Source organism: Serratia sp. K-E0102 (assembly GCF_029962625.1).
GTDB classification, from domain to species: domain Bacteria; phylum Pseudomonadota; class Gammaproteobacteria; order Enterobacterales; family Enterobacteriaceae; genus Serratia; species Serratia sarumanii.
Map to the genome: position 1 here is coordinate 3,036,602 of NZ_CP124754.1, position 23,523 is coordinate 3,060,124.

General features: G+C 59.9%; 19 protein-coding genes. 5 read left to right on the forward strand and 14 right to left on the reverse strand.

Annotated elements, in window-relative coordinates; genetic code table 11:
* Window positions 1-72 precede the first annotated feature (72 nt).
* The 5 genes from SSARUM2_RS14550 to SSARUM2_RS14570 are packed head-to-tail and all read right to left on the reverse strand — an operon-like array spanning window position 73 to window position 5,062.
* A complete protein-coding gene (locus tag SSARUM2_RS14550; protein WP_033634942.1) occupies window positions 73-744 on the reverse strand; it encodes an ATP-binding cassette domain-containing protein in 672 nt (223 codons plus the stop codon).
* Window positions 741-1,583: an ABC transporter ATP-binding protein gene (locus SSARUM2_RS14555; protein WP_060438555.1), complete on the reverse strand. Its 843-nt coding sequence runs from the start codon at window positions 1,581-1,583 to the stop codon at window positions 741-743. The genes SSARUM2_RS14550 and SSARUM2_RS14555 overlap by 4 nt, the downstream gene beginning before the upstream one ends.
* Window positions 1,573-2,442, reverse strand: coding sequence for an ABC transporter permease (locus tag SSARUM2_RS14560; protein ID WP_033647740.1), 870 nt, complete (start codon window positions 2,440-2,442; stop codon window positions 1,573-1,575). Before SSARUM2_RS14560 ends, SSARUM2_RS14555 begins: the two co-directional genes overlap by 11 nt.
* Window positions 2,439-3,494 carry an ABC transporter permease gene (locus SSARUM2_RS14565; protein WP_033647742.1) on the reverse strand — a complete coding sequence of 352 codons (1,056 nt, stop codon included), beginning with the start codon at window positions 3,492-3,494 and terminating at the stop codon, window positions 2,439-2,441. The genes SSARUM2_RS14560 and SSARUM2_RS14565 overlap by 4 nt, the downstream gene beginning before the upstream one ends.
* Window positions 3,494-5,062 carry an ABC transporter substrate-binding protein gene (locus tag SSARUM2_RS14570; RefSeq protein WP_039565559.1) on the reverse strand — a complete coding sequence of 523 codons (1,569 nt, stop codon included), beginning with the start codon at window positions 5,060-5,062 and terminating at the stop codon, window positions 3,494-3,496. Before SSARUM2_RS14570 ends, SSARUM2_RS14565 begins: the two co-directional genes overlap by 1 nt.
* Window positions 5,063-5,341: 279 nt before the next feature.
* On the opposite strand from SSARUM2_RS14570, the gene SSARUM2_RS14575 reads away from it, so the two are divergent.
* The gene (locus SSARUM2_RS14575; RefSeq protein ID WP_225369033.1) at window positions 5,342-5,752 is read left to right on the forward strand and encodes a hypothetical protein; all 411 of its coding nucleotides are present in this window, start codon (window positions 5,342-5,344) and stop codon (window positions 5,750-5,752) included.
* 226 nt (window positions 5,753-5,978) lie between these two features.
* Complete coding sequence (locus SSARUM2_RS14580) at window positions 5,979-6,170, forward strand: hypothetical protein (protein WP_033634949.1); 192 nt, start codon at window positions 5,979-5,981, stop codon at window positions 6,168-6,170.
* A 42-nt stretch (window positions 6,171-6,212) separates the two neighbouring features.
* Here SSARUM2_RS14580 and cbl read toward each other — a convergent pair whose 3' ends face one another.
* From cbl to chaB, 3 genes are all read right to left on the reverse strand, one after another.
* Window positions 6,213-7,166: an HTH-type transcriptional regulator Cbl gene (gene cbl, locus SSARUM2_RS14585; protein WP_033634950.1), complete on the reverse strand. Its 954-nt coding sequence runs from the start codon at window positions 7,164-7,166 to the stop codon at window positions 6,213-6,215.
* A gap of 302 nt (window positions 7,167-7,468) precedes the next feature.
* Window positions 7,469-8,164, reverse strand: a complete 696-nt coding sequence (locus SSARUM2_RS14590; RefSeq protein ID WP_060438554.1) for a gamma-glutamylcyclotransferase — start codon at window positions 8,162-8,164, stop codon at window positions 7,469-7,471.
* A 252-nt stretch (window positions 8,165-8,416) separates the two neighbouring features.
* A complete protein-coding gene (gene chaB / locus SSARUM2_RS14595; protein ID WP_033647745.1) occupies window positions 8,417-8,644 on the reverse strand; it encodes a putative cation transport regulator ChaB in 228 nt (75 codons plus the stop codon).
* A 130-nt stretch (window positions 8,645-8,774) separates the two neighbouring features.
* Between chaB and SSARUM2_RS14600 the strand changes: the two genes are divergently transcribed.
* Together SSARUM2_RS14600 and chaA are read left to right on the forward strand one after the other, a co-directional pair.
* Window positions 8,775-9,593, forward strand: a complete 819-nt coding sequence (locus SSARUM2_RS14600; RefSeq protein WP_033634954.1) for a siderophore-interacting protein — start codon at window positions 8,775-8,777, stop codon at window positions 9,591-9,593.
* A gap of 294 nt (window positions 9,594-9,887) precedes the next feature.
* A complete protein-coding gene (chaA, locus tag SSARUM2_RS14605; protein ID WP_033647747.1) occupies window positions 9,888-10,991 on the forward strand; it encodes a sodium-potassium/proton antiporter ChaA in 1,104 nt (367 codons plus the stop codon).
* Between the two features lie 37 nt (window positions 10,992-11,028).
* Here the strand turns inward: chaA and lpxO are convergent, their stop codons facing one another.
* From lpxO to putP, 6 genes are all read right to left on the reverse strand, one after another.
* Window positions 11,029-11,931, reverse strand: a complete 903-nt coding sequence (gene lpxO / locus SSARUM2_RS14610; protein ID WP_033634956.1) for a lipid A hydroxylase LpxO — start codon at window positions 11,929-11,931, stop codon at window positions 11,029-11,031.
* Window positions 11,932-12,166: 235 nt separating this feature from the next.
* The gene (gene phoH / locus SSARUM2_RS14615) at window positions 12,167-12,955 is read right to left on the reverse strand and encodes a phosphate starvation-inducible protein PhoH (protein WP_015378226.1); all 789 of its coding nucleotides are present in this window, start codon (window positions 12,953-12,955) and stop codon (window positions 12,167-12,169) included.
* A 719-nt stretch (window positions 12,956-13,674) separates the two neighbouring features.
* The gene (gene efeB / locus SSARUM2_RS14620; protein ID WP_033647748.1) at window positions 13,675-14,973 is read right to left on the reverse strand and encodes an iron uptake transporter deferrochelatase/peroxidase subunit; all 1,299 of its coding nucleotides are present in this window, start codon (window positions 14,971-14,973) and stop codon (window positions 13,675-13,677) included.
* Window positions 14,974-14,984: 11 nt separating this feature from the next.
* On the reverse strand, window positions 14,985-16,121 hold the full coding sequence (gene efeO / locus SSARUM2_RS14625) for an iron uptake system protein EfeO (RefSeq protein WP_033647749.1): 1,137 nt from the start codon (window positions 16,119-16,121) through the stop codon (window positions 14,985-14,987).
* A gap of 20 nt (window positions 16,122-16,141) precedes the next feature.
* Window positions 16,142-16,987: an iron uptake transporter permease EfeU gene (gene efeU / locus SSARUM2_RS14630; protein ID WP_049194677.1), complete on the reverse strand. Its 846-nt coding sequence runs from the start codon at window positions 16,985-16,987 to the stop codon at window positions 16,142-16,144.
* Window positions 16,988-17,224: 237 nt separating this feature from the next.
* Window positions 17,225-18,709 (reverse strand): sodium/proline symporter PutP, encoded by a 1,485-nt coding sequence (gene putP, locus SSARUM2_RS14635; RefSeq protein ID WP_033647752.1) that lies wholly within the window; start codon window positions 18,707-18,709, stop codon window positions 17,225-17,227.
* Window positions 18,710-19,280: 571 nt separating this feature from the next.
* Here putP and putA point away from each other — a divergent pair.
* Window positions 19,281-23,252: a trifunctional transcriptional regulator/proline dehydrogenase/L-glutamate gamma-semialdehyde dehydrogenase gene (gene putA / locus SSARUM2_RS14640; protein WP_049234821.1), complete on the forward strand. Its 3,972-nt coding sequence runs from the start codon at window positions 19,281-19,283 to the stop codon at window positions 23,250-23,252.
* The last annotated feature ends 271 nt before the right edge of the window (window positions 23,253-23,523 follow it).

The window sequence follows — 23,523 nt, forward strand, 5'->3', positions numbered from 1 at the left end:
ACGGAAGAACGACGATAAATTGCTTTATTTATTACCAGGATGGATATGCCCGCCGCGTTGGCGGGCATAGGGTCAAACGATGATGCGGCCGTGCGCCATCGCCACCGAACGATCGCACATGTGGTCAATCACGTCCGCATCGTGGCTGACCAGCACCATCGTCAGATCGCCCGCCTGTTTCAGCTCGTTGAGCAGGTTGAGGATCTCCGCCTGCACCGACATGTCCAACGCCGAGGTCGGTTCATCCAGCAACAGCAGCTTCGGCCGCAGCAACAATGCGCGCACGATCGCCACACGCTGACGCTGGCCGCCCGACAGCTGATGCGGGTAGCGCTCCAGCAGGCGCGGATCCAACCCCACCTGGCGAAAGCCCGCGCTGATTTTACGTTCGATATCGCTTTCCTGCAGCAGTTTGAGCGGCTCCGACAGCGTACGCAAAAGCCGGTGCTTGGGGTGTAGCGAAGCATAGGGATCCTGAAACACCATCTGCACCTCGCGCCGCAGCTCGCCGGTAAACGCCTGGCCCGGCTGCAGCCGTCGCCCCAGCAACTCAAAGCCGCCCTGCCAGCTGCCATTCAGCCCGGCCAGCACCCACAGCAACGAGGACTTGCCGCAGCCGGAAGGCCCCACCAGTCCGAAACACTCGCCCGGTTCGATGCGCAGGTTAACCTCATGCACCACGGTGCGCAGTTCGTAGCCCTGGCGATGACTGACGCTCAGGTTCTCCAGTGCGATCACGCTCATTTCAACGTCTCCAACAGCGCGCGATCCAGCACCGGCAGCGGTTTGCCGCGCGTCTCGCGTCTCGGCCGGCACGCCCACAGCGTGCGGGTATAAGGATGCGTGGCCTGCGCCAGCTCTGCTGCCGGCAGCTGATCCAACAGCTCGCCTTTGTACATCACCAGCACCCGCTCGCAGTGGTGCGCCACCTGCTGCAAATCGTGGCTGATCAGGATAAGCCCCATATTGCGTTGCGCCACCAGGTTTTCTATCAGCTGCAGCACCTGATCGCGAATCTGGTGATCCAGCGCCGAAGTCGGTTCGTCGGCAATCAACAGCTGCGGATCGTTGATCAACGCAATGGCCAGCATCACCCGCTGCCCCATGCCGCCGGAGAGCTGATGCGGATAGCGGCGGCACAGCGCAGCCGGATCGGGCAAACCCACCGCCGCCAGCATCTCCAATACTTTTTCACGCCGCTCGGCGCGGCTTAGCTTCGCATGCAGCACCAGCGGCTCCTCCACCTGACGGCCGATCGGCTGATTGGGATTCAGCGCATGCTTGGGATCTTGCATCACCATCGCCACCCGATCGCCGCGCAGCCGGCTCCACTGGCGTTCGCTCAGGCGCGTCAAGTCTTCATCGCCCAGCGTCAGGCGCTGCGCCTGCAGCTGCAACGGCGGCGGCAATAGCCCCATCAGCGCACGCGCGGACAACGATTTGCCGGAGCCGGACTCACCGACCAGCGCCAGCCGCTCCCGCCCCATGCTGAACGAAATATGCTTCACCAACGTCACCGGCTGTAGCCCCGGCACGCCGATCGCCAACCGTTCGACGGTCAATAAGGTGTTATCAGTGCCCATGACGAGGATCCATTTTGTCGCGCAGGCCATCGCCCAGCAGGTTAAACGCCAGGCTGGCGAACAGGATCGCCCCGCCCGGCGCGGCGGCGACCCACCATTGGTCGAAAATCACTTTACTGCCTTCAGCCACCATCGAGCCCCATTCGGCGGTCGGCGGCGCGACGCCCATGCCGAGGAACCCCAGACCGGCGGCGGACAGGATGATGCCGCCCAGGCTGAGCGCCGCGCGCACCACCGCGCTCGGCAGGCATAAAGGCAAAATATGGCCGACCATCAGCCGCAGCCCGTTGATGCCCTGCATGCGCGCCGCCGCCAGGTAATCGCTGCGGCGCAGCGCCAGGGTTTCGGCCCGCGCCTGGCGGGCAAAGGCCGGCCAACTGGTCAATGCCAGCGCCAGCGCGCCGTTCATCAGCCCCGGCCCCATGACCGCCACAAACGCCAGCGCGATCACCAGGCTCGGCAGCGACAGAAAAATGTCGGTCAGGCGCATCAAAATGCGCTCTACCCAGCCGCCGAGGTAACCGGCGCCAATGCCGACCAGCAGGCCGATGGGAATGGTCAACACCAGAATCAGCGACACCAGAATCAGCGTCGGCCGCGCGCCGTAAATCACGCGGGAGAGCAAGTCGCGGCCAAAACCGTCGGTGCCCAGCCAATGTGCGGCGGAAGGCGGCAGTAACCGCAGCTCGATATGCTGCAGATTGGGATCGAAAGGCGCCAGCCACGGGGCCAACAGCGCGGTGACGATCAGAATCGCCACCAGCGCCGCGCCCAGCGTCAGCGTGGTCAGGCGCCGGCCACGGCGGTAACCGACGGCCGGCTCGCTTTGCGGTTCGTGTTCAGAGAGATATTGGCTCATCGGGTTCGCGGATCCACTAAATAGGTCAAGGCGTCGGCCAGCGCATTCAACAGCACGAAACAGGTGCCGATCAGCAGTGTGGCACCGAGGATCGCCGGCGTATCGGCGGCAAACAGCGCCGAGGTCAGGTAACGCCCGACGCCGGGCCAGGCGAACACCGTTTCGGTCAATACCGCCCCCTCCAGCAGGCTGGCGTAAGAGAGAGACAGTACGGTGATCAGCGTGCCCAGCACGTTGGGAAACACATGGCGCAGCAGAATGCGCAGGCGCCCGGCCCCCTTGGAACGCGCCAGCGTCACGTATTCCTTGTTGCACTCTTCCAGCATCGCCGCCCGCAGCAACCGAGTAATGCCCGCCATCGACAACAGCGCCAACGCCACTACCGGCAACCACAGGTGGCCGATGGCGTTGTAGAACATATCGCGATCGCCGGACAGCCAGCTGTCGATCAACACGAAACCGCTGCGCGGCTCCATGCTGTACAGGTAGATGTCGTCCAGCCGCCCCGGCCCCGCCGACCAGTGCAGCGTGGCGTAGAACAGCAGCAGCCCGAGCAGGCTCAGCCAGAAAATCGGCACCGAATAACCGATCAACGACAGCAAACGCGCCGCGTTATCCAGCCAGCTGCCCGGTTTGAGCACCGCCAGAAACGCCAGCGTAATGCCGCCGAGGGCGCCGAGGATAATGGCGCAGGTGGCCAGCTCCACCGTCGCCGGGAAGGTACGCAGCAGATCGCTCAACACCGGCTGGGCGGTGATGCGCGAAATGCCCAAATCGCCGTGCGCCAGGTGCACCAGATAACGCCAAAACTGCACCGGCAACGGCTGATCCAATCCCAACTCATGCCGCACCTGTGCGTAGGTGGCTTCGCTGGCATGATCGCCCGCCACCTGCAGCGCCGGATCGATCGGCGCCAGATGCGACAGCATGAAGGTGAACAGCAGCAGGCCAAGCAACGTCAACGCCAGCGACAGCGCGCCGCCGAGCAGCCGCCCGCCCCAGCGCCAATACCGCCGGGCCGCCCCGGCGGAGGCGGACAGTTCAGCGGCCATTACTTGCTGACCTTGCTGTAGAACACCATGTCAGGGTTGATGCCCTGCACATAGCCCTTGAGGTTGTCGCGCACCGCAATCAGGCTGCGCGCCTGCAGGCCGATGACGAACGGCGAGCTTTGCTGCACCTGTTTTTGCAGTTGCTGGTAGTCGGCCACCCGTTTGGCGGTGTCGTTTTCCGCGGTGGCGGCCAGCGTCAGCTTGCTCAGCGCCGGGATCTGCCAGTTGGCGCGCCAGGCCAGCGTCTTGCTGCCGTCTTCCGGGTTGTAGGCGAAGGCTGCGGCGTTGGTGTTAGGGTCGAAATAATCCGGCCCCCAGGAAGTCAGCGTCGCATCGTAGTTAAGCGTTTTCACCTTGGTGGAGACCTGCGAGCTGATGCCCGGCACCAGTTCCACCTTCACGCCGCCCTGGGCAAAACTGGCCTGCAGCGCCTGGGCGATATCCAGGTACGGCGGCTGGTTGTTGACGTCCAGACGGAAACTGACGTTGCTGAGCCCCGCTTTGGCCAGTATTTCTTTGGCTTTCTGTGGATTGAAGCTGTACGGCTGATCCTTGAGCGCACCCAGATAACCGTCCGGCAGGAATGCCTGATGGCTCTGGAACTGCCCTTTCAGCAGATCGTCGGCGATGCCTTGGTAATCGAACAGCCAGCGCGCCGCCTCCCAGAACGCCGGATTGCCGAGCGCCGGCGACGCCTTGGCGTTGAACTGCAGGAAATAAAGTGAGGCGTAAGGAATGGCCAAGGGTTTGACGCCCGGCTTACCCTTCAGGGCCGCCATCTGGTCTGCCCCCAGGTTGCGCGCGATATCGGCATCGCCCTGCTCGATCAGCAAACGGCGCGCGGCCGGATCGGGCACGTTTTTGATCAGGATAGTTTTCAGCGTCGGCGCCCCTTCCGGCGAGCCTGGGTTGGCGTCCAGCACCACCACCTCGTGCGGCACATAGGTGCGGATTTTGTAAGGGCCGCTGCCGGCGGAGTGGCTGTTCAACCATTGGTGCCCCAGATCGTCGCCCTGCTGGTGCGCCAGCGCCTCTTTGGCGTCGACGATCGACGATACCGGCGCCGACAGCAGGCTGAGCACGAAGGCCGGGCTGACGTTTTCACTCCAGCTGATTTTTACCTGATGGTCATCCACCTTGCTCAAGTGTTGCTCCACGTTCTTCGCGTTCCAGCCCAGCTGCGTCAGGATAAACGACGGCTCCAGATTCAGTTTTACCACCCGTGAAAGCGAGAAGATCACGTCTTCCGGCCGCAGCGGATTGCCGCTGGCGAACCTGGCGTCCGGGCGCAGGCTGAAAGTCAGGCTGCGATTGTCGGCGCCGACCTGCCAGCTGCTGGCCAGGGTTGGCTTGAGATCGATAGGGTTGTGCGGATCGGACTGGATCAGACGCTGATACAGGCTGTTGAACGACTGCACCGTGGTTAACTCAAATCCCTGGGCCGGGTCAAAGCTGACCACGTCATCGATAGACTGCGCGATCACCAGCGTGTTGGCCGGCGTCGCCGCCTGCGCGTTAACGCTGGCCGCCACGGCTAAAAACAGCAAAGAAGGAACGAGCGCTTTCATCTGAAACTCTCCAAGCAGATGGAATTTATAATAATTTCGCGAGTGTATGCGAGCACGATCGGCAGCTGAAGGTACTTAAATCACTATAGATATTCTTTTTATGTATATAGATGGGGTTTTGATTATTAGAGAGAGTATTGCACGCCAGATCGCACGCTCGCGGCAGCTGGCCGCAATGGATAACTGTCTTTGCGGCGCAGTTCGCAGCGATGAAAGGCGGGGTTTGAGTCTGTTTCATTGGGTGATTAACGTCAGTTCGGTCACCCAAGGGACGGGAAAATGGAAAACCATCCATCAGAAAATGGCGTCTCACACCGGCATGAGAGAGCGATAGAGCAAACACTGGCAGACATGAACAGCGTCCTGCTTGAGTCGGATCTGTTTATGGCTCGTCTGACGGTACAAGACCGGCGCTGGCAAAAAGGCAGAAAAAACGGGCATACGTTAAATTGGCGCTCTCTTTTTAAATATCATGCCCAAACGCCGATGAGTTTCGCTTTCGTCTATCGGCAAATGGCCAGCCCGCTGAGCCGCGCCGGCTTTTGCCTGTGCCGTTATCTCCAGGCAGAGAACGTTATCGAACTTGTCGCGTTGGAGAATTTCTCCCTGCGTGAAACGCAGCATCCACTGAAAGGCAATATGCTGCGCAACTGCTTGCAGGTACTGTATCTGTATGGCCTGAACCTGTAAGAGCAGAGGCTGACGCCGGTGCCTCCGCCGGACATACTTATCAGCCACGCAATCAATCACCGCGTGTTGGCGCTGTATACTCGTCAGGCCGCCTTTGAGGTGATACCCGGGACCATGACATGTAAAACCAGCTTCAACGCACTGAAAAAGTACATACAATCGCTGGAAAAGTACGGGGCCAAATGTGATAAGGTGCGTATAAATAACGAGCAGAAAGGAAGCCAAAATGGAAAATAAGGATCTGACCGACCCTACGCTCTCCATTCAAGAGCAAAAACGCATCGCCATCGAGATTTTGCGCCAACACCATCGCTGGGAGATGGCCAACCCGCGTCCGCCTGAAGAACTCCCGGAATGGGAAGCCATCGGCCCGTTCAGAAAAAGTAAACGTCACCTGATCGAACGTACCGACGACTAATCCCCCTTCCCCGTGGCAATCCGGCGGGGCCCAGCTGTCCGACTAAATCTGGTAGTCAATCACCGCATCCAGCTGCGACGAGAAGACCTTGTCCTTGATTTCGGTCAGCGACAGCGTCGGGTTGCACAGTTGGATAAAGCGCCAGGCATAGTTGCGCTGCAGCTGGCTGCGCTTGAGGCCCAGCCATACCGTATTGGGTTCAAACAGGTGCTCGGCGTTGAGGCTCACCAACCCGCGATCGCGCTCTTTTTCATACGACATGTCCGCCAGCACGCCCACGCCCAATCCCAATTCGACGTAGGTTTTAATTACGTCGGAATCCTGCGCGCTGAGCGCGATGTCCGGCGTCAGGCCCGCCGCTTTGAACGCCGCATCCAGCTTCGCACGCCCGGTAATGCCCTGGCGGTAAGTGATCAGCGGCAAGGTGCTGAGCATCTCCAGCGTCACCTGCGGCTGGCGCGTCAACTCGTGCCCTTCCGGCACCAAAATGGTGTGATGCCAGCGGTAGTACGGGAATGCCGCCAGCGACTCGTCGCTCATCAGCCGCTCGCTGGCGATGCCGATATCGGCTTCGCCGGCGGCCAGCATCGAGACGATCTCTTCGGGGCTGCCCTGATTGAGCACCACCCGCACCCGTGGATAAAGCGCGCGAAACTCTTTGATCACCCCCGGCAGGCTGTAGCGCGCCTGGGTGTGCGTCGTCGCGATATGCAGCTGCCCCGAATCGTTGCTGCTGAAGACGTCCGCCAGGCGACGGATGTTGTTGGCGTCGTTGAGAATGCGTTCCGCCACCACCAGCAGCTCTTTGCCGGGCTCGGTCATGCCCAGCAGCCGTTTGCCGCGGCGAATGAATATTTCGATGCCCAGCTCTTCTTCCAGCTCGCGAATATGCCGGCTGACGCCGGACTGCGAAGTAAATAAGGTATTGGCGACCTCGGTCAGGTTGTAGTTGCAGCGCGCCGATTCGCGAATAATTTTTAATTGTTGAAAGTTCATCCCCGTCTCCCTGTTTCTTGCGGTAGCGTCTGCCATATTGATACGGAGTCCTGCGGGGCTGAACAAATAAGAAATAGCCTTTAGTTATGCAATTTAATACTAAGTGAATTATTTATCGTGACTCTCGGGGTGTGAAAACGGAGGAAAATGATGAATGGCTTTAAAAATAATGAGATAAATAACCACACAAAGTGACTGGCTTAAATAATCATGCAGAATAAAGTTATTAAATAGAGGTATTAGATATATGAAAAAGGGCTCCGCACGGTGAGCCCTTTACTGTCTGCCGCCCCGCCAACGCCTCAGGCCGTGGCCTCGGCCCCGAAAGTGCCGGGGCGGTTCTGCTGCAACCATTGCTGCACGTAACGCACCAGATCGCCGATGCAATCATCCTGCATGCCGTGGTGCTTCAGCTCGTTATCCAGCGCAAACAGGTATTGCGCGTTGGTGCCCAGCGGGCCGCTGGCGCTGGCGATCAATGGCGCGATCACCTGGTGGCTGGTGTCTGCTTCAAACAGCGGATGCTGCGGGTTCATCACGAACACCAGCGCCGTGACGGCCTCACCGCCCTCCAGCTGCAGCTCACACCAGGTCGGCACGTAGCAATCGGTGATCATCTCGCGCTTCCACAGCAACTCCAGCTCTTCGCGCAGCGTGCTTTCCGGCAGACGGAAGGCCAATCCGGTGGTCAGGCCGCCCTCTTTCAGCGCCAGCATGCGCCCCGGCTGATGCAGCGTGCCGCGCCCGGCGGTCAAACGCATGCAGAACGCCCGATGCCAGCCCTGCAGTATGGCTGGCCGCACTTCTTCCGATTCGAAAACCGGATTCCACATCAGCGAACCGTAACCGAATACCCATACCGGGCTGTGATCCGGCCGGCGCGATAATGTGCACGCCAACGAGGCTGCGCGCTGTTCAGGCGTCAGCAACAGCGACTCCTCAATAGCGCCAAAGGCGGTTTTGCAATCCGCTTTTTGCAGAAAATCTCGCGTTAACACTGTTACAACCTCCCGGGAATACGATTTCTCGTCCTCCCTCGCCACTACTGAACCTTTGCAATTTTATTTTTTGGTGCGGAATTTTATTAATTCAATAACCGCGCCTATTAATAATGACCATATTCTTTTCCCGCCGCGCAATCAAGTTGCAAAGCGGCGTTAACGTGGAAAAGTATTTGTACTGAGCAGCAATAATATTAATTGCCGAGGTCAGCATAACGTCTGCGCGATTTTTACCGGGCATAAAAGGCGTTACTTTTTGTGCCAGCGCTCATCGTCACCCTTGCGATAGCTTTGTTTGACCGCTGCCCAGGCCACCTTGTGCGCCGTCTCTTCCCGGCCGGCGTCACCGCGTCGATCTTCAGGATCCCGATATTGTTGCCAGGCGCTGTTGAACGCTTCTTTATAAATCGCCTGCGCATGGGCCGGCAGCACATGCTTCACATTGTCCGGCAAGTCGTTCGTGTCTTGGTATGGCATCACGTCCTCCCGTGCGTATTGCGTGAACCTTAAGCCTAGCTCACAGGCGATTGCGCCTCAATGAGCAAACAATTCTCATTATCAAACGGCATGGTATACTCACCGCCAAACGAACTATAAGGAGATCCCCGTGACTACCGAAGCCCCTCGCTCACGCGCCCCCTACCTGATCGCCGTCAGCGCCGTACAGGACATTACGCCGCACCTGCGCCGCATCACCTTTACCGCGCCCGATCTGCGCTACTACCCGGCCAACGCCGCCGCTGCGCACATCAAAGTCTTTTTGCCGCTCGCCGACCAAACTCAGCCGGATCTGCCGACGCTGACCGAAAACGGCCCGCGCTGGGCCGCGGACGCCGTGCGCCCGATCGTGCGCACCTATTCCATTCGCGCCGTGCGCCCGGAACAGGCGGAAGTGGACATCGAATTTGCGATTCACGATCACCGAGGCCCAGCGGTCGACTTTGCGCGCCAGGCGAAAATCGGCGATAAAATCGGTATCAGCAACCCGGGCGGCCCCAAACCGATGCTGCCGGCGGCCGATTTCTACTGCCTGGCGGGCGATCCTTCCTCGCTGCCTGCGCTGGCCGCGCTGCTGGAAAACCTGCCGCCGCACAGCGCCGGGCGCGCTTTCGTCCGCGTCGACAGCACCGCTGACATGATTGACCTGAAAAAACCCGCTGATGTTGAAGTGAATTGGATCGTCGGCGGCACGGAGAAAACCGACGAACTGATCGCTCAGTTCCGCGCGCAGTCCCTGCCGCAGGGCGAAGCGCACTTCTGGCTCGCCGGTGAAGATCGCCTGGTGGTGGGGTTGCGCCGCTACCTGCGCCGTGAACGCCAATGCGATCGCAATCGTCTTTATGCCGTACCTTACTGGCGTGAGGGGCTAAATGAAGAGGGTTACCACAATAAACGGCATGAAATCATGGATAATATTGATGACTGACGGTCTCGTTTTCCTTGATTAACCAAGCGGTAAATGAGTAAACACAACTTTTCTCAAATCTAACGTTAAAAATTGGCGTTACTGCGTAAAAGTAAGTAAATAAAACCGCACCCCGTGCGGTTTTTTTGCTACCCTGATCACATAAAGCAAGCAATTGCTTTCTCAGATAAAAACAACATCACACCGGCGCCGCGGGTGTATCCTAATATAAAATACCTACTGGAAACGCAGAGTTGCCGTGCCACGGCGACCGGCGCCGACGGGCTACGCTGTTTGAGAAGGAGTGCCACCCTCATGAAGTCGCAACACGATCCTGGCCGATCCACCAAATCTCGCCACACCGAATACTCGCTGATCTTCCCCATCGCCGCGCTGGTGGTGTTGAACCTGTGGAGCAGCACCGCTAACTTTCCGCTGATCGTCGGCATCAATATTCTCGCGCTGGTGGGGATCCTCAGCAGCGCCTTCAGCGTGGTACGTCACGCCGACGTGCTGGCTCACCGGTTGGGCGAACCCTACGGCTCGCTGATCCTCAGCCTGTCGGTGGTGATCCTCGAGGTCAGCCTGATCTCGGCACTGATGGCCACCGGCGACGCCGCGCCGGCGCTGATGCGCGATACGCTGTACTCCATCATCATGATCGTTTCCGCTGGCCTGGTCGGCTTCGCGCTGCTGCTCGGCGGGCGCAAATTCGCCACCCAGTACGTCAATCTGGGCGGCATCAAACAGTACCTGATGGCGATTTTCCCGCTGGCGGTGATTGTGCTGGTATTCCCGAGCGCGCTGCCGGGCGGCAACTTCAGCACCGGGCAAGCGCTGTTGGTAGCGCTGATCTCCGCCGCCATGTATGGCGTGTTCCTGGTGATCCAGACCAAAACCCACCAGAGCCTGTTCGTGTACGAGCATGAAGACGACGACGGCGACCCGCATCACGGCAAGCCTTCTTCCCACAGCAGCGCCTGGCATGCCGCCTGGCTCATCGTGCACCTGATCGCGGTTATCGCCGTCACCAAGTTCAACGCCAATCCGCTGGAAGGTCTGTTGACCAAAATGAACGCGCCGGCGCAGTTCACCGGTTTCCTGGTGGCGCTGCTGATCCTGTCGCCTGAAGGGCTGGGCGCGCTGCGCGCCGTGTTGAACAATCAGGTGCAACGCGCCATGAACCTGTTCTTCGGCTCGGTGCTGGCGACCATCTCCCTGACCGTGCCGGCGGTCACCATCATCGCCACCCTGACCGGGCAGACGCTGATCTTCGGCCTGCAAACGCCGCATATCGTGGTGATGCTGACGGTGTTGCTGCTGTGCCAGCTGTCGTTCTCGACCGGCCGCACCAACGTGCTGAACGGCACCGCCCATCTGGCGCTGTTCGCCGCCTACATGATGACTATCTTCGCCTGATCAAAAAGGGGCGCACACCGTGCGCCCCCGCCTTCGTTTATACCGAGAAGAATATCGCCGCGGCGATCCCCCCGAACAAAATCCACTTGATGATGTAGTAACCGGTGCGATTCCAGGCCTTCAGGCGTTTCCCCACCCGGCGTATCGCATAGATGTATTTGAACATCTTGTTGACGCCGCCGGTGCGATCGCCCTCTTCATTCGGCGCGGTGGCGGCGCTCATCAGATTGCGCCCCAGCCAGTGGTTCACCGCCTGCGCCCAGCGGTAGCGCATCGGCCGTTCGATGTCGCAGAACAGGATCAGACGGTTCTGCCCGCTCTGGTTTTCCGCGTAGTGCAGATAGGTTTCATCGAACATCACGCCTTCCCCGTCGCGCCAGCTGTAGCGCTCGCCGTCCACCTCAATGAAGCAGCGGTCATCGTTGGGGGTAATCAGCCCCAGGTGATAACGCAGCGAACCGGCGTAAGGGTCGCGGTGGCGCGGCAAACGGCTGCCGTCCGGCAGTTCGGCGAACATCGCCGCCTTGACCGAAGGCAGGCTGCGCAGCAGTTCCGTGGTCTGCGGGCACAGGGTCATGGCGGAGGGATGGCTGTCTTCATACCATTTCAGATAAAAGCGCTTCCAACCGGTCTTGAAAAACGAGTTGAAACCGGCGTCGTTGAATTGATCGGACGCCTTGATCTGCTGGATCTCCATCAGCTTCTGTCCTTCGTCGCGGATGGTTTCCCAGTTATCTCTTAACACCGCCAGCTCAGGAAACTGCTCCGGTTTCAGGTACGGCGTGGTCGGCACGCGGGAAAACAGATACATGAAGACGTTCAATGGTGCGGTAAAGGTGGAATGGTCAGACAGCTGCCGCCACACGTTGTAGCGCACCCGTCCGCGGTAATGCACATAGACGACGCATAAAATAAGCAAAATCAGAACGATGTATTTCATGTTTGAATCGCATCAAGGAACCTACACGCTATGCGCCGCGCGGCGCACACCCCAGATAATGTCCTTTTGGCAGCACAGGCAAATTGCGCGCCAATCTGGCACTCACTAATCATTGACGCTAACTCAACGAAAATCTATACAAAAAACCACAATAATTTACACAAAGGTTAAACGAAATGATAAATGAGGGGCGATAAAAAAGGCCGCCGAAGCGGCCTTTCCATTAGCGGATAGGTTAACTGTAAGCGTTGAGCGTGCGCTGGCACAAAGCGGAACGCACGCAGTCCTGTTTTTCAAAGCGGATAACGCCGATCATCTCGTCCTCTTCAAAGCGCTCCAGGGCATCGCTGAGGCCGGATTTCACGCCGCGCGGCAAGTCGCACTGGGTCACGTCGCCGTTAACGATAACCGTCACGTTTTCTCCCAGGCGGGTCAGGAACATTTTCATTTGGCTGGCGGTCACGTTCTGGGCTTCATCCAGGATAACGACCGCATTTTCGAAGGTGCGCCCGCGCATATAAGCGAACGGCGCAATCTCTACCTTGCCGATTTCCGGGCGCAGGCAGTACTGCATAAAGGAAGATCCTAAACGACGTACCAGAATGTCATACACCGGGCGGAAATAAGGCGCGAACTTCTCGGAGATATCCCCCGGCAAGAAACCGAGGTCTTCATCCGCCTGCAAAACAGGACGGGTAACGATAATCCGATCCACCTCTTTATGAATCAGCGCCTCCGCCGCCTTGGCGGCGCTGATGAATGTTTTGCCACAGCCGGCTTCGCCGGTGGCGAAGATCAGCTGCTTATTCTCTATGGCTGATAAGTAATGACCCTGAGCTTCGGTTCTAGCCTCGATGGGTGAGCTATCGCGCTTGTCTCGCGCCATGCCGATAGACTCGACTCCCCCCATTTGCACCAGCGAGGTCACAGACTCTTCTTCCAGCTGGCGATGACTACGAGCGTCACGACGAATAACGCGTTTCGCTTCACGACGTGCTTTGATCACTGCTTTCTGTCTACCCATAGTGGCACCTTACAGTTTGTTTCACCTACCGCAACGGCCTGGCCGCGCGATTATGTTTCACACACGTATTAGGTTTTGGCCTCCTCCGAGCCAATAAGAGCCAAGGGACAAGGTGAATTGACGGCAACGCTTAAGCGCCGTGTCTTCACGGGACAACGCGGACTGCATCTGTAAACGTGGAGTAAAAAGTGATGAGATTCGGTAACGATAAGAGTGCGGAGTTGCCGGTAAAAGAGAGTCGGAGAGATAACCCTCGTTACAACGAGAAATCAGGGGAGATGTGTTATTTTTTCTTTCCAGCCCAACCAAGGACTTTACCATTAGCGATCCCCGCAGTGATATTTACAGCTTCAAGCTGTGCACCGTGTGAAAACTACCGCCAGATGATTACAGTATAATGACATTCAATCTCGTCGCGTTACTAAAATGTAAAAAAATTTAATATCTTTTGTTTTCAGTCAGCGCTAAAACACTATATCACGCTCGACACGTCATTCCAGAAAAATTTTTACCCCAAAAATATCAATGAATTGCAATTAAAAACCACAAATGACACTTTGGTTTCTCGATTAAATTTTGCGCAATCCAAAGCCGGTGAGCCGTGCAGATTTTTTTAATCCGCAGGCAAAGCATCGAATTGAACTTCGTCGCGCAATGTCCCGCGCAATAGGCAATACAAAGTAAAACGAGGCGGAAGATCGCGCCTCGTCATTGCGCACTCAGGCCTTGAGCAAGCCGCTGGCCAGATAGTCGCCGCCCTCTTTCACGCCCGGCAATACGAAGAAATACCCGCCGCCGATCGGCTTGATGTATTCCTCCAGCGCTTCGCCGTTGAGCCTTTTTTGCACCGTCAGGAATCCTTTTTCCAGATCGGCCTGATAGCAGACGAACAGCAGCCCCATTTCCAGCTGCCCGGCATTCGAGACGCCAAGGGAATAGCTGTAGCCACGCCGCAGCATCAGGTTGCTTTGGCTTTCCGGCGTGCGGGGGTTCGCCAACCGAATGTGCGCATCCATCGGTATCACCTTGCCGTCGGGATCGTTCGCGTAGTTCGGCTCGTCATGTTCATGCTTCATGCCGAGCGGCGCGCCGCTGTGCTTTTCGCGGCCAAAGATGGTTTCCTGCTCCTGCAGCGGCGTGCGATCCCAAAACTCGACGCGGAAGCGAATAATGCGCGCCGCCTGGTAGCTGCCGCCCGCCGTCCACGCTGGCTCGCCGGCGCCGTCGCCAACCCAAACCACTTTATCCATCAGCGGTGTGTCGTCGGTTTTCGGGTTGGCGGTGCCGTCTTTGAAGCCCAGCAGGTTAATCGGCGTTTCTTTGCCTTTGCTGCGCGCCGCATGCGCCGAGATGAACCCTTCCCGCTTCCAGCGCACGCTGAGCAGATCCGGCGAATGCTTGATGATATCGCGCAGCGCGTGGAGAGCGGTTTCATTGGTGTTGGCGCAGATCTGCAGCAGCAGGTCGCCGTGGCACAGCGCGGCGTCCAGCGCATCGTTGGGGAAGCGCGTCATCTTCTGCAACCGCAGCGGTTTTTGCGCCTGCAGGCCAAAGCGTTCGTCAAACAGCGATGCGCCGACCGAAACGGTGATGGTCAGGTTGTCCGGGTAAATCTCCGGCCCCATGATGCCCGAATCGAGCGGCGGCAGCTTGGCATCCACTTCCGGCGCCTTGCCGCCGTGGGTCAGGAACGCGATGCGATCGGTCAGCAGCCGGAACAGACGCTCCAGATCCGCTTTGCTGGTCGCCAGCACGTCGAACGCCACCAGCATCATCGCCGCCTGTTGCGGCGTCAGCACCCCGGCCTGATGGCGACCATAAAACGGCTGTTTCTGCCAACGCTCATCCTGCGGCGTCGCCAACGGCTCCGCCGCGTTGCCCGCCGCCTGCGCCAGGCGGCTGCCGCCCAGCGCCAGTGCGCCCAGCCCCAGCCCTTGCAGCAAACGGCGCCGCGAAGGCGAAGCCGCCCCCTGCGATTGCGGATGCGGCCCGCTGTTCGGGCCTGCCTTGTTGCTCATAATACTATGCCTCAGTCCAGACCCAACACGCCGCGCAGTTGGGAAAGGTCTTCCGCCAGCGTGGTGATCGGCCCTTTCAACGCGTTGCGATCGGCTTCGCTCAGCTTCTCGTAGGACTCATAGCCCTCTTTGGTTTTGTACTTCGCCAAAATGGTGTCCACGGTTTTGAAGTTGGCGTCAATCTTGTCCAGCAGCGGCTTGTTGGCCTTGACCAGCAGCGGACGCAGCAGGTTAACGATCTTCTGCGCGCCGTCGACGTTGGCCTGGAAATCCCACAGGTCGGTGCGGCTATAGCGGTCTTCTTCACCGCTGATCTTGCTGGCCGCCACTTCTTCGATCAGCCCGGCTGCGCCGCCCACCACCTTGCTCGGCGGGAAGGTCAGTTCACCCACGCGTTTTTGCAGCTCAACGGTGTCCTGATACAGCCGATCGGCGTATTTATCCATGTCTTTGGTCGAGTTGTCGGCAAACAGCGCCTTCTCCAGACGGTGGAAACCGGTGAAGTTAGGGTCCGCCGATTTCTTCTCGTAGTCGTCTTCACGGGCGTCGATGCTGCCGTCCAGATCGGAGAACAGCTCGGCGATCGGCTCGATGCGCTCATAGTGCTGACGGGTCGGCGCATACAGCTTGCGCGCTTGCTCCACGTTGCCGGCCTTCACCGCGTCGGTGAACAGCTTGGTCTGTTTCACCAGCCCGTCGACTTCTTTGGTGACGTAGACTTTGTATTCGGCGATCGGGCCAACCAGATCCAGCGCGCTCGGCTTGCCGTCGGTGGCGCCGTTGGCCGCCGCAGTGACGGTCAGTTTGCCTTTTGGATTGCTCAGCAGCCCGCAGGTCATGTCATATTCGCCCGCTTCCAGCGTGGCGGTCATTTTCTGGGTGAAGCCCGGCGCGATGTTCTCGCGCTCTTCCACCACCATCACCCCTTTCAGGATTTCCCATTCGACGTTTTTCTGGCTGGTGTTATGCACCACAAACTGCGTCTTGCCGGCCGGCACCGTCAGCTGCATCGGTTCGCACTGCTTGTCGTTGACCGTGACTTTGACCTGCGGCACGTCCGCCGCCAGCGCATCGATGCTCAGCGCAAACGCCGGGATAGCCAGTAATGCTGCGTGCAACGCCTTGCGGCGAAATAACGGAGTAGACATACGAGATTCCCTATTAAACATTAATGATTGATTTTACGTTGCGCCGGAGCCGCTGCCGGCTCCGCGCGCTGCGGCAGGAAAAAGAAAATCAGCGCCGGGATCAGATACAGGAAGTAGACCGCCACTTCGCTGACCGTCGGCGCTTCCTGATAACCGAGAATGCCTTCCAGCAGGGTGCCGAACAGCGAATGGGTCGACAGGGTGCTGCTGAAATCGAAGGCGATGTCCTGAAAGTGGTTCCACAGGCCGGCCTCATGGAAGGCGCGGATCGCCCCCGCGGCCAGCCCGGCGGCGACGAACAGAATGAACAGGCTGGTCCATTTGAAGAATTTGGCCAGGTGCAGCTTCACCCCGCCCCAGTAAATCATCATGCCCAGCACGATGGCGGCCGCCAGGCCGAGCACCGCGCCGATCGGCGCCGCGGCGCCCACGTCTTGCTGGAACGCCGCCAGCAGGAAGAACACCGACTCCAGCCCTTCGCGCGCCACGGCGAAGAACACCATCGCCACCAGCGCCCAACCCTGCCCTTTGCCGGCGCTGAGCGCCTGATCGATCGCCCCTTCCAGATGCACCTTGACCGACTTGGACACTTTGCGCATCCAGAACACCATATAGGTGAGGATCAGTACCGCCACCACCGCGACGATGCCTTCGAACAGCTCCTGCTGCTTCTGCGGGAACTCGCCGGTGGTTTCATTGATGAAGATGCCGAGCGCCAGACACAGCGCCGCGGCGACAATCACGCCGACCCACACCGCGCCCAGCCATTGGCTGCGCTGCGTGCGTTTCAGGTAGCTGGCGATCAGGCTGACGATCAGCGCGGCCTCCAGCCCTTCACGGAACATGATAAGAAAGGGAACGAACATAAATAATCACCCCTGAAAAGACCGCGGCGGCAGAGAAAGCTGGCTCGACATGCGCTGCGCAACTCTGTAAAGAAACGTAAAATGCAACGAGAGTGATTATCATTCTGCCAAGAAGAAATACAAGAGGCGCCAGCGTGATTTTTTCTAATCAAATGTCACCAGGTGTTGGATGACGGCGATCGGCAGGCGAAAAAAAGGGCGCGTTACGCGCCCCTTGCTGACTGACATCGAACGGCGTTACACCGTTTTATACTCGGCTTCCGCCTGATCGAAACGCTCGGTCATGGTGGCGGATGGCCGGCGGCCCATCAGGCTCACTACCACGATAGCGAGGCAGCCCAGAATAAAGCCCGGGATGATTTCATACAGGCCCAGCCATTCGTACTGTTTCCAGACGATAACCGTCACCGCGCCGACCAGCATGCCGGCCAGCGCGCCGTTGCGGGTCATGCGCGACCACAGCACCGAGATCAGCACGACCGGGCCGAAGGCGGCGCCGAAACCTGCCCAGGCGTAGCTCACCAGGCCCAGCACGCGGTTCTCCGGGTTAGCCGCCAGCGCGATGGCGATCAACGCCACCACCAGCACCATCACGCGGCCGACCCACACCAGCTCACGCTGGCTGGCGCCTTTGCGCAGGAACGCCTTATACAGGTCTTCGGTGATCGCGCTGGAGCACACCAGCAGCTGGCAGCTCAGCGTACTCATGACCGCAGCCAGGATCGCCGACAGCAGCACGCCCGCCACCCATGGGTTGAACAGCAGCATCGCCAGCTCGATGAACACGCGTTCGCCGTTCTGCGACACGTTGCCGGCTTGATCCGGGTTATTGGCGAAGTAAGCGATGCCGAAGAAACCGACGGCGATGGTGCCGGCGAGGCACAGGATCATCCAGGTCATGCTGATGCGGCGCGCGCTGCGGATGGTGCGGTGAGAATCCGCCGCCATGAAACGCGCCAGGATGTGCGGCTGGCCGAAGTAGCCCAGGCCCCAACCCAGCAGCGACAGGATGGCGACGAAGTTCAGCCCCTTCAGCATGTCGAGGTTGGCCGGGTTCTGCGCCTGGATCACCAGCATCGAGGTATCGATGCCGCCGACGGCGAAGATCACGATCACCGGCGTCAGGATCAGCGCGAAAATCATCAGGCTGGCCTGCACGGTGTCGGTCCAGCTCACCGCCAGGAAACCGCCGATAAAGGTATACAGGATGGTCGCTGCGGCGCCGGCCCACAGGGCGGTTTCGTAGCTCATGCCGAAGGTGCTTTCGAACAGGCGCGCGCCGGCCACGATGCCGGAGGCGCAGTAAATGGTGAAGAACACCAGGATGACGATGGCCGAGATCACCCGCAGCAGCTTGCTGTTGTCTTCAAAGCGGCTGGTGAAATAGTCCGGCAGCGTCAGGGCGTTGTTGTTGGCTTCGGTATGCACGCGCAGCCTTCCTGCCACCAGCTTCCAGTTCAGGTAAGCGCCGATGGTCAGGCCGATGGCGATCCAGCTTTCGGAGATGCCGGAGAGGAAGATGGCGCCCGGCAGGCCCATCAGCAGCCAGCCGCTCATGTCGGAAGCGCCGGCGGACAGCGCGGTCACCACGCTGCCCAAACTGCGGCCGCCAAGAATATAGTCATCAAAGTTGTTGGTTGCCCGGTAGGCAAGCAGGCCGATCAGCACCATCCCGAAAATGTACACCAGGAAGGTCACCAGCATAGGTGTGCTCATTGTCATTTAATTCTCCACTTTCATTATTATTCGCGTTTCGCTCCGGCCACGCCGGCGCCGGTAAACCCACGCGCAATGCATTTCACTGGCCACCGCGCCGGAACGTGGCGCAGCCTGCGAGCGAGTGCAGGTAAAATAGTTTCTGCCCGTAATTGTTGACCGTCGGCTATCCTAGATGAGCCTTTCATCAACCAACAAGATATTTAACAACAAAGTTACACAAAGTTTACCCTGCGTCACATTTACCGGGCTCAAAGGTTGCACTCACGACAAGTAAAATGAGTTGCACCCAGTCATTACCCTTATATACCGCAAGGTAAAACGCCTGCGGCCGCATAAACCCCGCCGCGTTCGTTCAATAACGCAACATTCATGCCAACTGCCGATGTTAAAAAATCGATGAAACTCACACTTCGCTCATCAGCCTGATTTAACAAGGTTGCACAAAGTTGCAACATGCAGGATATTGTCTGCATTCTTAACCCCACACATCTCACGAACCTATCCCAACAGGCTTTTCGGCCTGCCGTTTGTCTAGCCTGATGGGATAGGTTCTAAACACAGGAGTTGGATTGGCATGGGCACTACCACAATGGGCGTGAAACTCGACGAGGCAACACGCGACCGGATCAAGAGCGCCGCGCAGCGCATCGATCGCACGCCGCACTGGCTCATCAAGCAGGCCATCTTTAATTACCTCGAGCGTCTCGAGAGCGGTACCGATATTCCTGAAATTCCAGCGCTGGCCGCTGCGGGCCAGCCTGAAGCGGACGACATTATGCCGCAAGCGCAGGAAGAGTCACACCAGCCATTCCTCGATTTCGCCGAACAAATTCTGCCGCAGTCGGTCACCCGCGCCGCCATCACCGCCGCCTATCGTCGCCCGGAGACCGAAGCGGTGCCGATGTTGCTCGAACAGGCGCGATTACCCGCCGATCTTGCACAGGCCACTCACAAAATGGCCTATGGCATCGCCGAGAAGTTGCGTAACCAAAAAAGTGCAAACGGCCGCGCCGGCATGGTGCAAGGCCTGCTGCAAGAGTTCTCCCTCTCCTCGCAGGAAGGCGTGGCGCTGATGTGCCTGGCGGAAGCGCTGCTGCGCATTCCGGACAAACCGACCCGCGATGCCCTGATCCGCGACAAGATCAGCAACGGCAACTGGCACTCGCACCTCGGGCGCAGCCCGTCGCTGTTCGTCAACGCCGCTACCTGGGGCCTGCTGTTCACCGGCAAACTGGTGTCCACGCATAACGAAGCCAATCTGTCCCGTTCGCTGAACCGCATTATCGGCAAGAGCGGCGAACCGCTGATCCGCAAAGGCGTGGACATGGCGATGCGCCTGATGGGCGAACAGTTCGTGACCGGCGAAACCATCGCCGAAGCGCTGGCCAACGCGCGCAAGCTCGAAGATAAAGGCTTCCGCTACTCCTACGACATGCTGGGCGAAGCCGCCCTGACCGAAGCCGACGCCCAGGCCTACCTGGTTTCCTACCAGCAGGCGATCCACGCCATCGGCAAAGCCTCCAACGGCCGCGGCATCTATGAAGGCCCCGGCATCTCCATCAAGCTGTCCGCCCTGCACCCGCGCTACAGCCGCGCGCAGTACGAACGCGTCATGGAAGAGCTCTACCCGCGCCTGCTGTCGCTGACCCTGCAGGCACGCCAGTACGATATCGGCATCAACATCGACGCCGAAGAGGCCGACCGCCTGGAGATCTCGCTCGATCTGCTGGAGAAGCTGTGCTTCGAACCGCAGCTGGCCGGCTGGAACGGCATCGGCTTCGTGATTCAGGCCTACCAAAAACGTTGTCCGTTCGCCATCGACGCGGTGATCGACATGGCGCAACGCAGCCGCCGTCGCCTGATGATCCGTCTGGTGAAGGGCGCCTACTGGGACAGCGAAATCAAACGCGCCCAGATGGACGGCCTGGAAGGCTACCCGGTCTACACCCGCAAGGTCTATACCGACGTTTCCTACCTGGCCTGCGCCCGCAAGCTGCTGTCGGTGCCGAACCTGATCTATCCGCAGTTCGCCACCCACAACGCCCATACCCTGAGCGCCATCTATCACCTGGCCGGCAACAACTACTACCCTGGCCAGTATGAGTTCCAGTGCCTGCACGGCATGGGTGAACCGCTGTACGAACAGGTGGTGGGTAAAGTGGCCGACGGCAAACTGAACCGCCCTTGCCGCATCTATGCGCCGGTCGGCACCCATGAAACGCTGCTGGCTTACCTGGTGCGCCGCCTGCTGGAAAACGGCGCCAACACCTCGTTCGTCAACCGCATCGCCGACGCCACCCTGCCGCTCGACGAGCTGGTGGCCGATCCGGTCAGCGCCGTGGAAGCGCTGGCGGCCAGCGAAGGCCAGATTGGCCTGCCGCACCCGCGCATTCCGCTGCCGCGCGAGCTGTACGGCGAGAGGCGCACCAACTCCAGCGGCCTGGATCTGTCCAACGAACAGCGTCTGGCTTCGCTCTCCAGCGCCCTGCTCACCAGCGCCAGCCATCCGTGGCGCGCGGAGCCTATCATCGACGCCGAATTGGATCAGGGCGTGGAACAGCCGGTGATCAACCCGGCCGAGCCGGGCGATGTGGTCGGCTACGTGCGTGAAGCCACCGAAAGCGAAGTCAGCCGCGCGCTCGACGCCGCCGCGGCCGCCGGCCCAATCTGGTTCGCTACGCCGCCAACGGAGCGCGCCGCGATCCTCGAACGCGCCGCCGAGCTGATGGAAAGCCAGCTGCAAAGCCTGCTGGGCATTCTGGTGCGCGAAGCCGGTAAAACCTTCAACAACGCCATCGCCGAAGTGCGCGAAGCGGTCGACTTCCTGCACTACTACGCCGGTCAGGTGCGCGACGATTTCGCCAACGACAGCCACCGCCCGCTGGGCCCGGTGGTCTGCATCAGCCCCTGGAACTTCCCGCTGGCGATCTTCACCGGCCAAATCGCCGCCGCGCTGGCGGCCGGCAACAGCGTGCTGGCCAAACCGGCCGAGCAAACGCCGCTGGTGGCCGCGCAGGCGGTGCGTATCCTGCTGGAAGCCGGCATTCCGCAAGGCGTGCTGCAGCTGCTGCCGGGCCAGGGTGAAACCGTCGGCTCAACGCTGGTCAACGACGCCCGCGTACGCGGCGTGATGTTTACCGGCTCCACCGACGTCGCCGGTATTCTGCAGCGCAGCATCGCCGGTCGTCTGGATCCGCAGGGCCGCCCGACGCCGCTGATCGCCGAAACCGGTGGCCTGAACGCCATGATCGTCGACTCTTCCGCCCTGACCGAGCAGGTGGTGACCGACGTGGTGGCCTCCGCCTTCGACAGCGCCGGCCAGCGTTGCTCCGCGCTGCGTATCCTGTGCATTCAGGAAGACGTGGCCGAGCACACGCTGCAAATGCTGCGCGGCGCGATGGCCGAATGCCGCATGGGCAATCCGGAGCGCCTGTCCACCGACGTGGGCCCAGTGATCGACGCCGACGCCAAAACCGGCATCGAACGCCACATCCAGGCGATGCGCGCCAAAGGCCGCAAGGTATACCAGGCCGCCAAAGGCAGCGCGCAGGATGAGAAAGAGTGGGCGCGTGGCACCTTCATCAAGCCGACGCTGATCGAACTCGACAGCTTCGACGAGCTGCAAAAAGAGATCTTCGGCCCGGTGCTGCACGTGGTGCGCTTCCAGCGCAACAATCTGGACGCGCTGGTCGATCAGATCAACGCCGCCGGTTATGGCCTGACGCTGGGCATTCACACCCGTATCGATGAAACCATCGCCCGGGTGACCGAACGCGCCAAGGTCGGCAACCTGTACGTCAACCGTAACATGGTTGGCGCGGTGGTCGGGGTGCAGCCGTTCGGCGGCGAAGGCCTGTCGGGCACCGGCCCGAAAGCCGGCGGCCCGCTGTACCTGTACCGTCTGCTGGCCAACCGCCCGGACGACGCGCTGCAACGTACGCTGCACCGTCAGGACGAAGAGCGCCCGATGGAAGCCACCGCGCGGCCGCAGCTGCTGGGCGCGCTGCAATCGCTGGAGAAATGGGCGGTCACCAGCCAACAAGGCGAACTGGCGGCACTGGCGCAGCGCTATGCGGAACTGGGCCAGGGCGGCACCGTACGTCCGCTGCCGGGCCCGACCGGCGAGCGCAATACCTATGCCCTGCTGCCGCGTGAACGCGTGCTGTGCCTGGCGGATAACGAAGCCGACGCGCTGATCCAGTTGGCCGCCGTGCTGGCGGTCGGCAGCAGCGCGCTGTGGCCGGAAGCGGAACTGCAGCGCAATCTGTTCCGCCGCCTGCCGAACGATGTGCAGGCGCGCATCGCCTTCAGCAAAGACTGGCAGCAGGACAAGGTCGAGTTCGACGCCGCCATCTACCACGGCGATGCCGACCAGCTGCGCACCCTGTGCGAGCAGATCGCGCAGCGCGGCGGCGCCATCGTCTCGGTGCAGGGCTTCGCCCACGGTGAAACCAACATCCTGTTGGAGCGCCTGCTGATCGAACGTTCGTTGAGCGTCAACACCGCCGCCGCTGGCGGTAACGCCAGCCTGATGACCATCGGTTAACGCATCGTCAAGGCGGCCATACATTGCCGCCTGATTGGCTCACCGCTACGCAAACCCTGCACTCGTGCAGGGTTTTTTATTGCCCGCAGCCCGGTCAGCCGTTAGCGTCTTGTTATCCTTGCATGAGGATGTGTCGCCTCATGGGCGATAACAATAGGGTGAGCTTAGAACGGATTAGTTTGCTTGAAAGCCGCAGCAGACCGCTACGATTCGCATTGACTCTCGGGTTCGGCAACATCCGGGATACGGCAGCCGCAGCGCGAAACGAATT

Coding starts and splice junctions, on each gene's coding strand:
- efeU (WP_049194677.1), bottom strand. CDS start 16,987: ATGTTCGTTCCCTTTCTTATCATGTTCCGTGAAGGGCTGGAGGCCGCG.
- SSARUM2_RS14570 (WP_039565559.1), bottom strand. CDS start 5,062: ATGAAAGCGCTCGTTCCTTCTTTGCTGTTTTTAGCCGTGGCGGCCAGC.
- putP (WP_033647752.1), bottom strand. CDS start 18,709: ATGACAATGAGCACACCTATGCTGGTGACCTTCCTGGTGTACATTTTC.
- chaB (WP_033647745.1), bottom strand. CDS start 8,644: ATGCCATACCAAGACACGAACGACTTGCCGGACAATGTGAAGCATGTG.
- phoH (WP_015378226.1), bottom strand. CDS start 12,955: ATGGGTAGACAGAAAGCAGTGATCAAAGCACGTCGTGAAGCGAAACGC.
- SSARUM2_RS14555 (WP_060438555.1), bottom strand. CDS start 1,583: ATGGGCACTGATAACACCTTATTGACCGTCGAACGGTTGGCGATCGGC.
- lpxO (WP_033634956.1), bottom strand. CDS start 11,931: ATGAAATACATCGTTCTGATTTTGCTTATTTTATGCGTCGTCTATGTG.
- SSARUM2_RS14575 (WP_225369033.1), top strand. CDS start 5,342: ATGGAAAACCATCCATCAGAAAATGGCGTCTCACACCGGCATGAGAGA.
- SSARUM2_RS14580 (WP_033634949.1), top strand. CDS start 5,979: ATGGAAAATAAGGATCTGACCGACCCTACGCTCTCCATTCAAGAGCAA.
- cbl (WP_033634950.1), bottom strand. CDS start 7,166: ATGAACTTTCAACAATTAAAAATTATTCGCGAATCGGCGCGCTGCAAC.
- efeO (WP_033647749.1), bottom strand. CDS start 16,121: ATGTCTACTCCGTTATTTCGCCGCAAGGCGTTGCACGCAGCATTACTG.
- chaA (WP_033647747.1), top strand. CDS start 9,888: ATGAAGTCGCAACACGATCCTGGCCGATCCACCAAATCTCGCCACACC.
- SSARUM2_RS14565 (WP_033647742.1), bottom strand. CDS start 3,494: ATGGCCGCTGAACTGTCCGCCTCCGCCGGGGCGGCCCGGCGGTATTGG.
- SSARUM2_RS14550 (WP_033634942.1), bottom strand. CDS start 744: ATGAGCGTGATCGCACTGGAGAACCTGAGCGTCAGTCATCGCCAGGGC.
- putA (WP_049234821.1), top strand. CDS start 19,281: ATGGGCACTACCACAATGGGCGTGAAACTCGACGAGGCAACACGCGAC.
- efeB (WP_033647748.1), bottom strand. CDS start 14,973: ATGAGCAACAAGGCAGGCCCGAACAGCGGGCCGCATCCGCAATCGCAG.
- SSARUM2_RS14560 (WP_033647740.1), bottom strand. CDS start 2,442: ATGAGCCAATATCTCTCTGAACACGAACCGCAAAGCGAGCCGGCCGTC.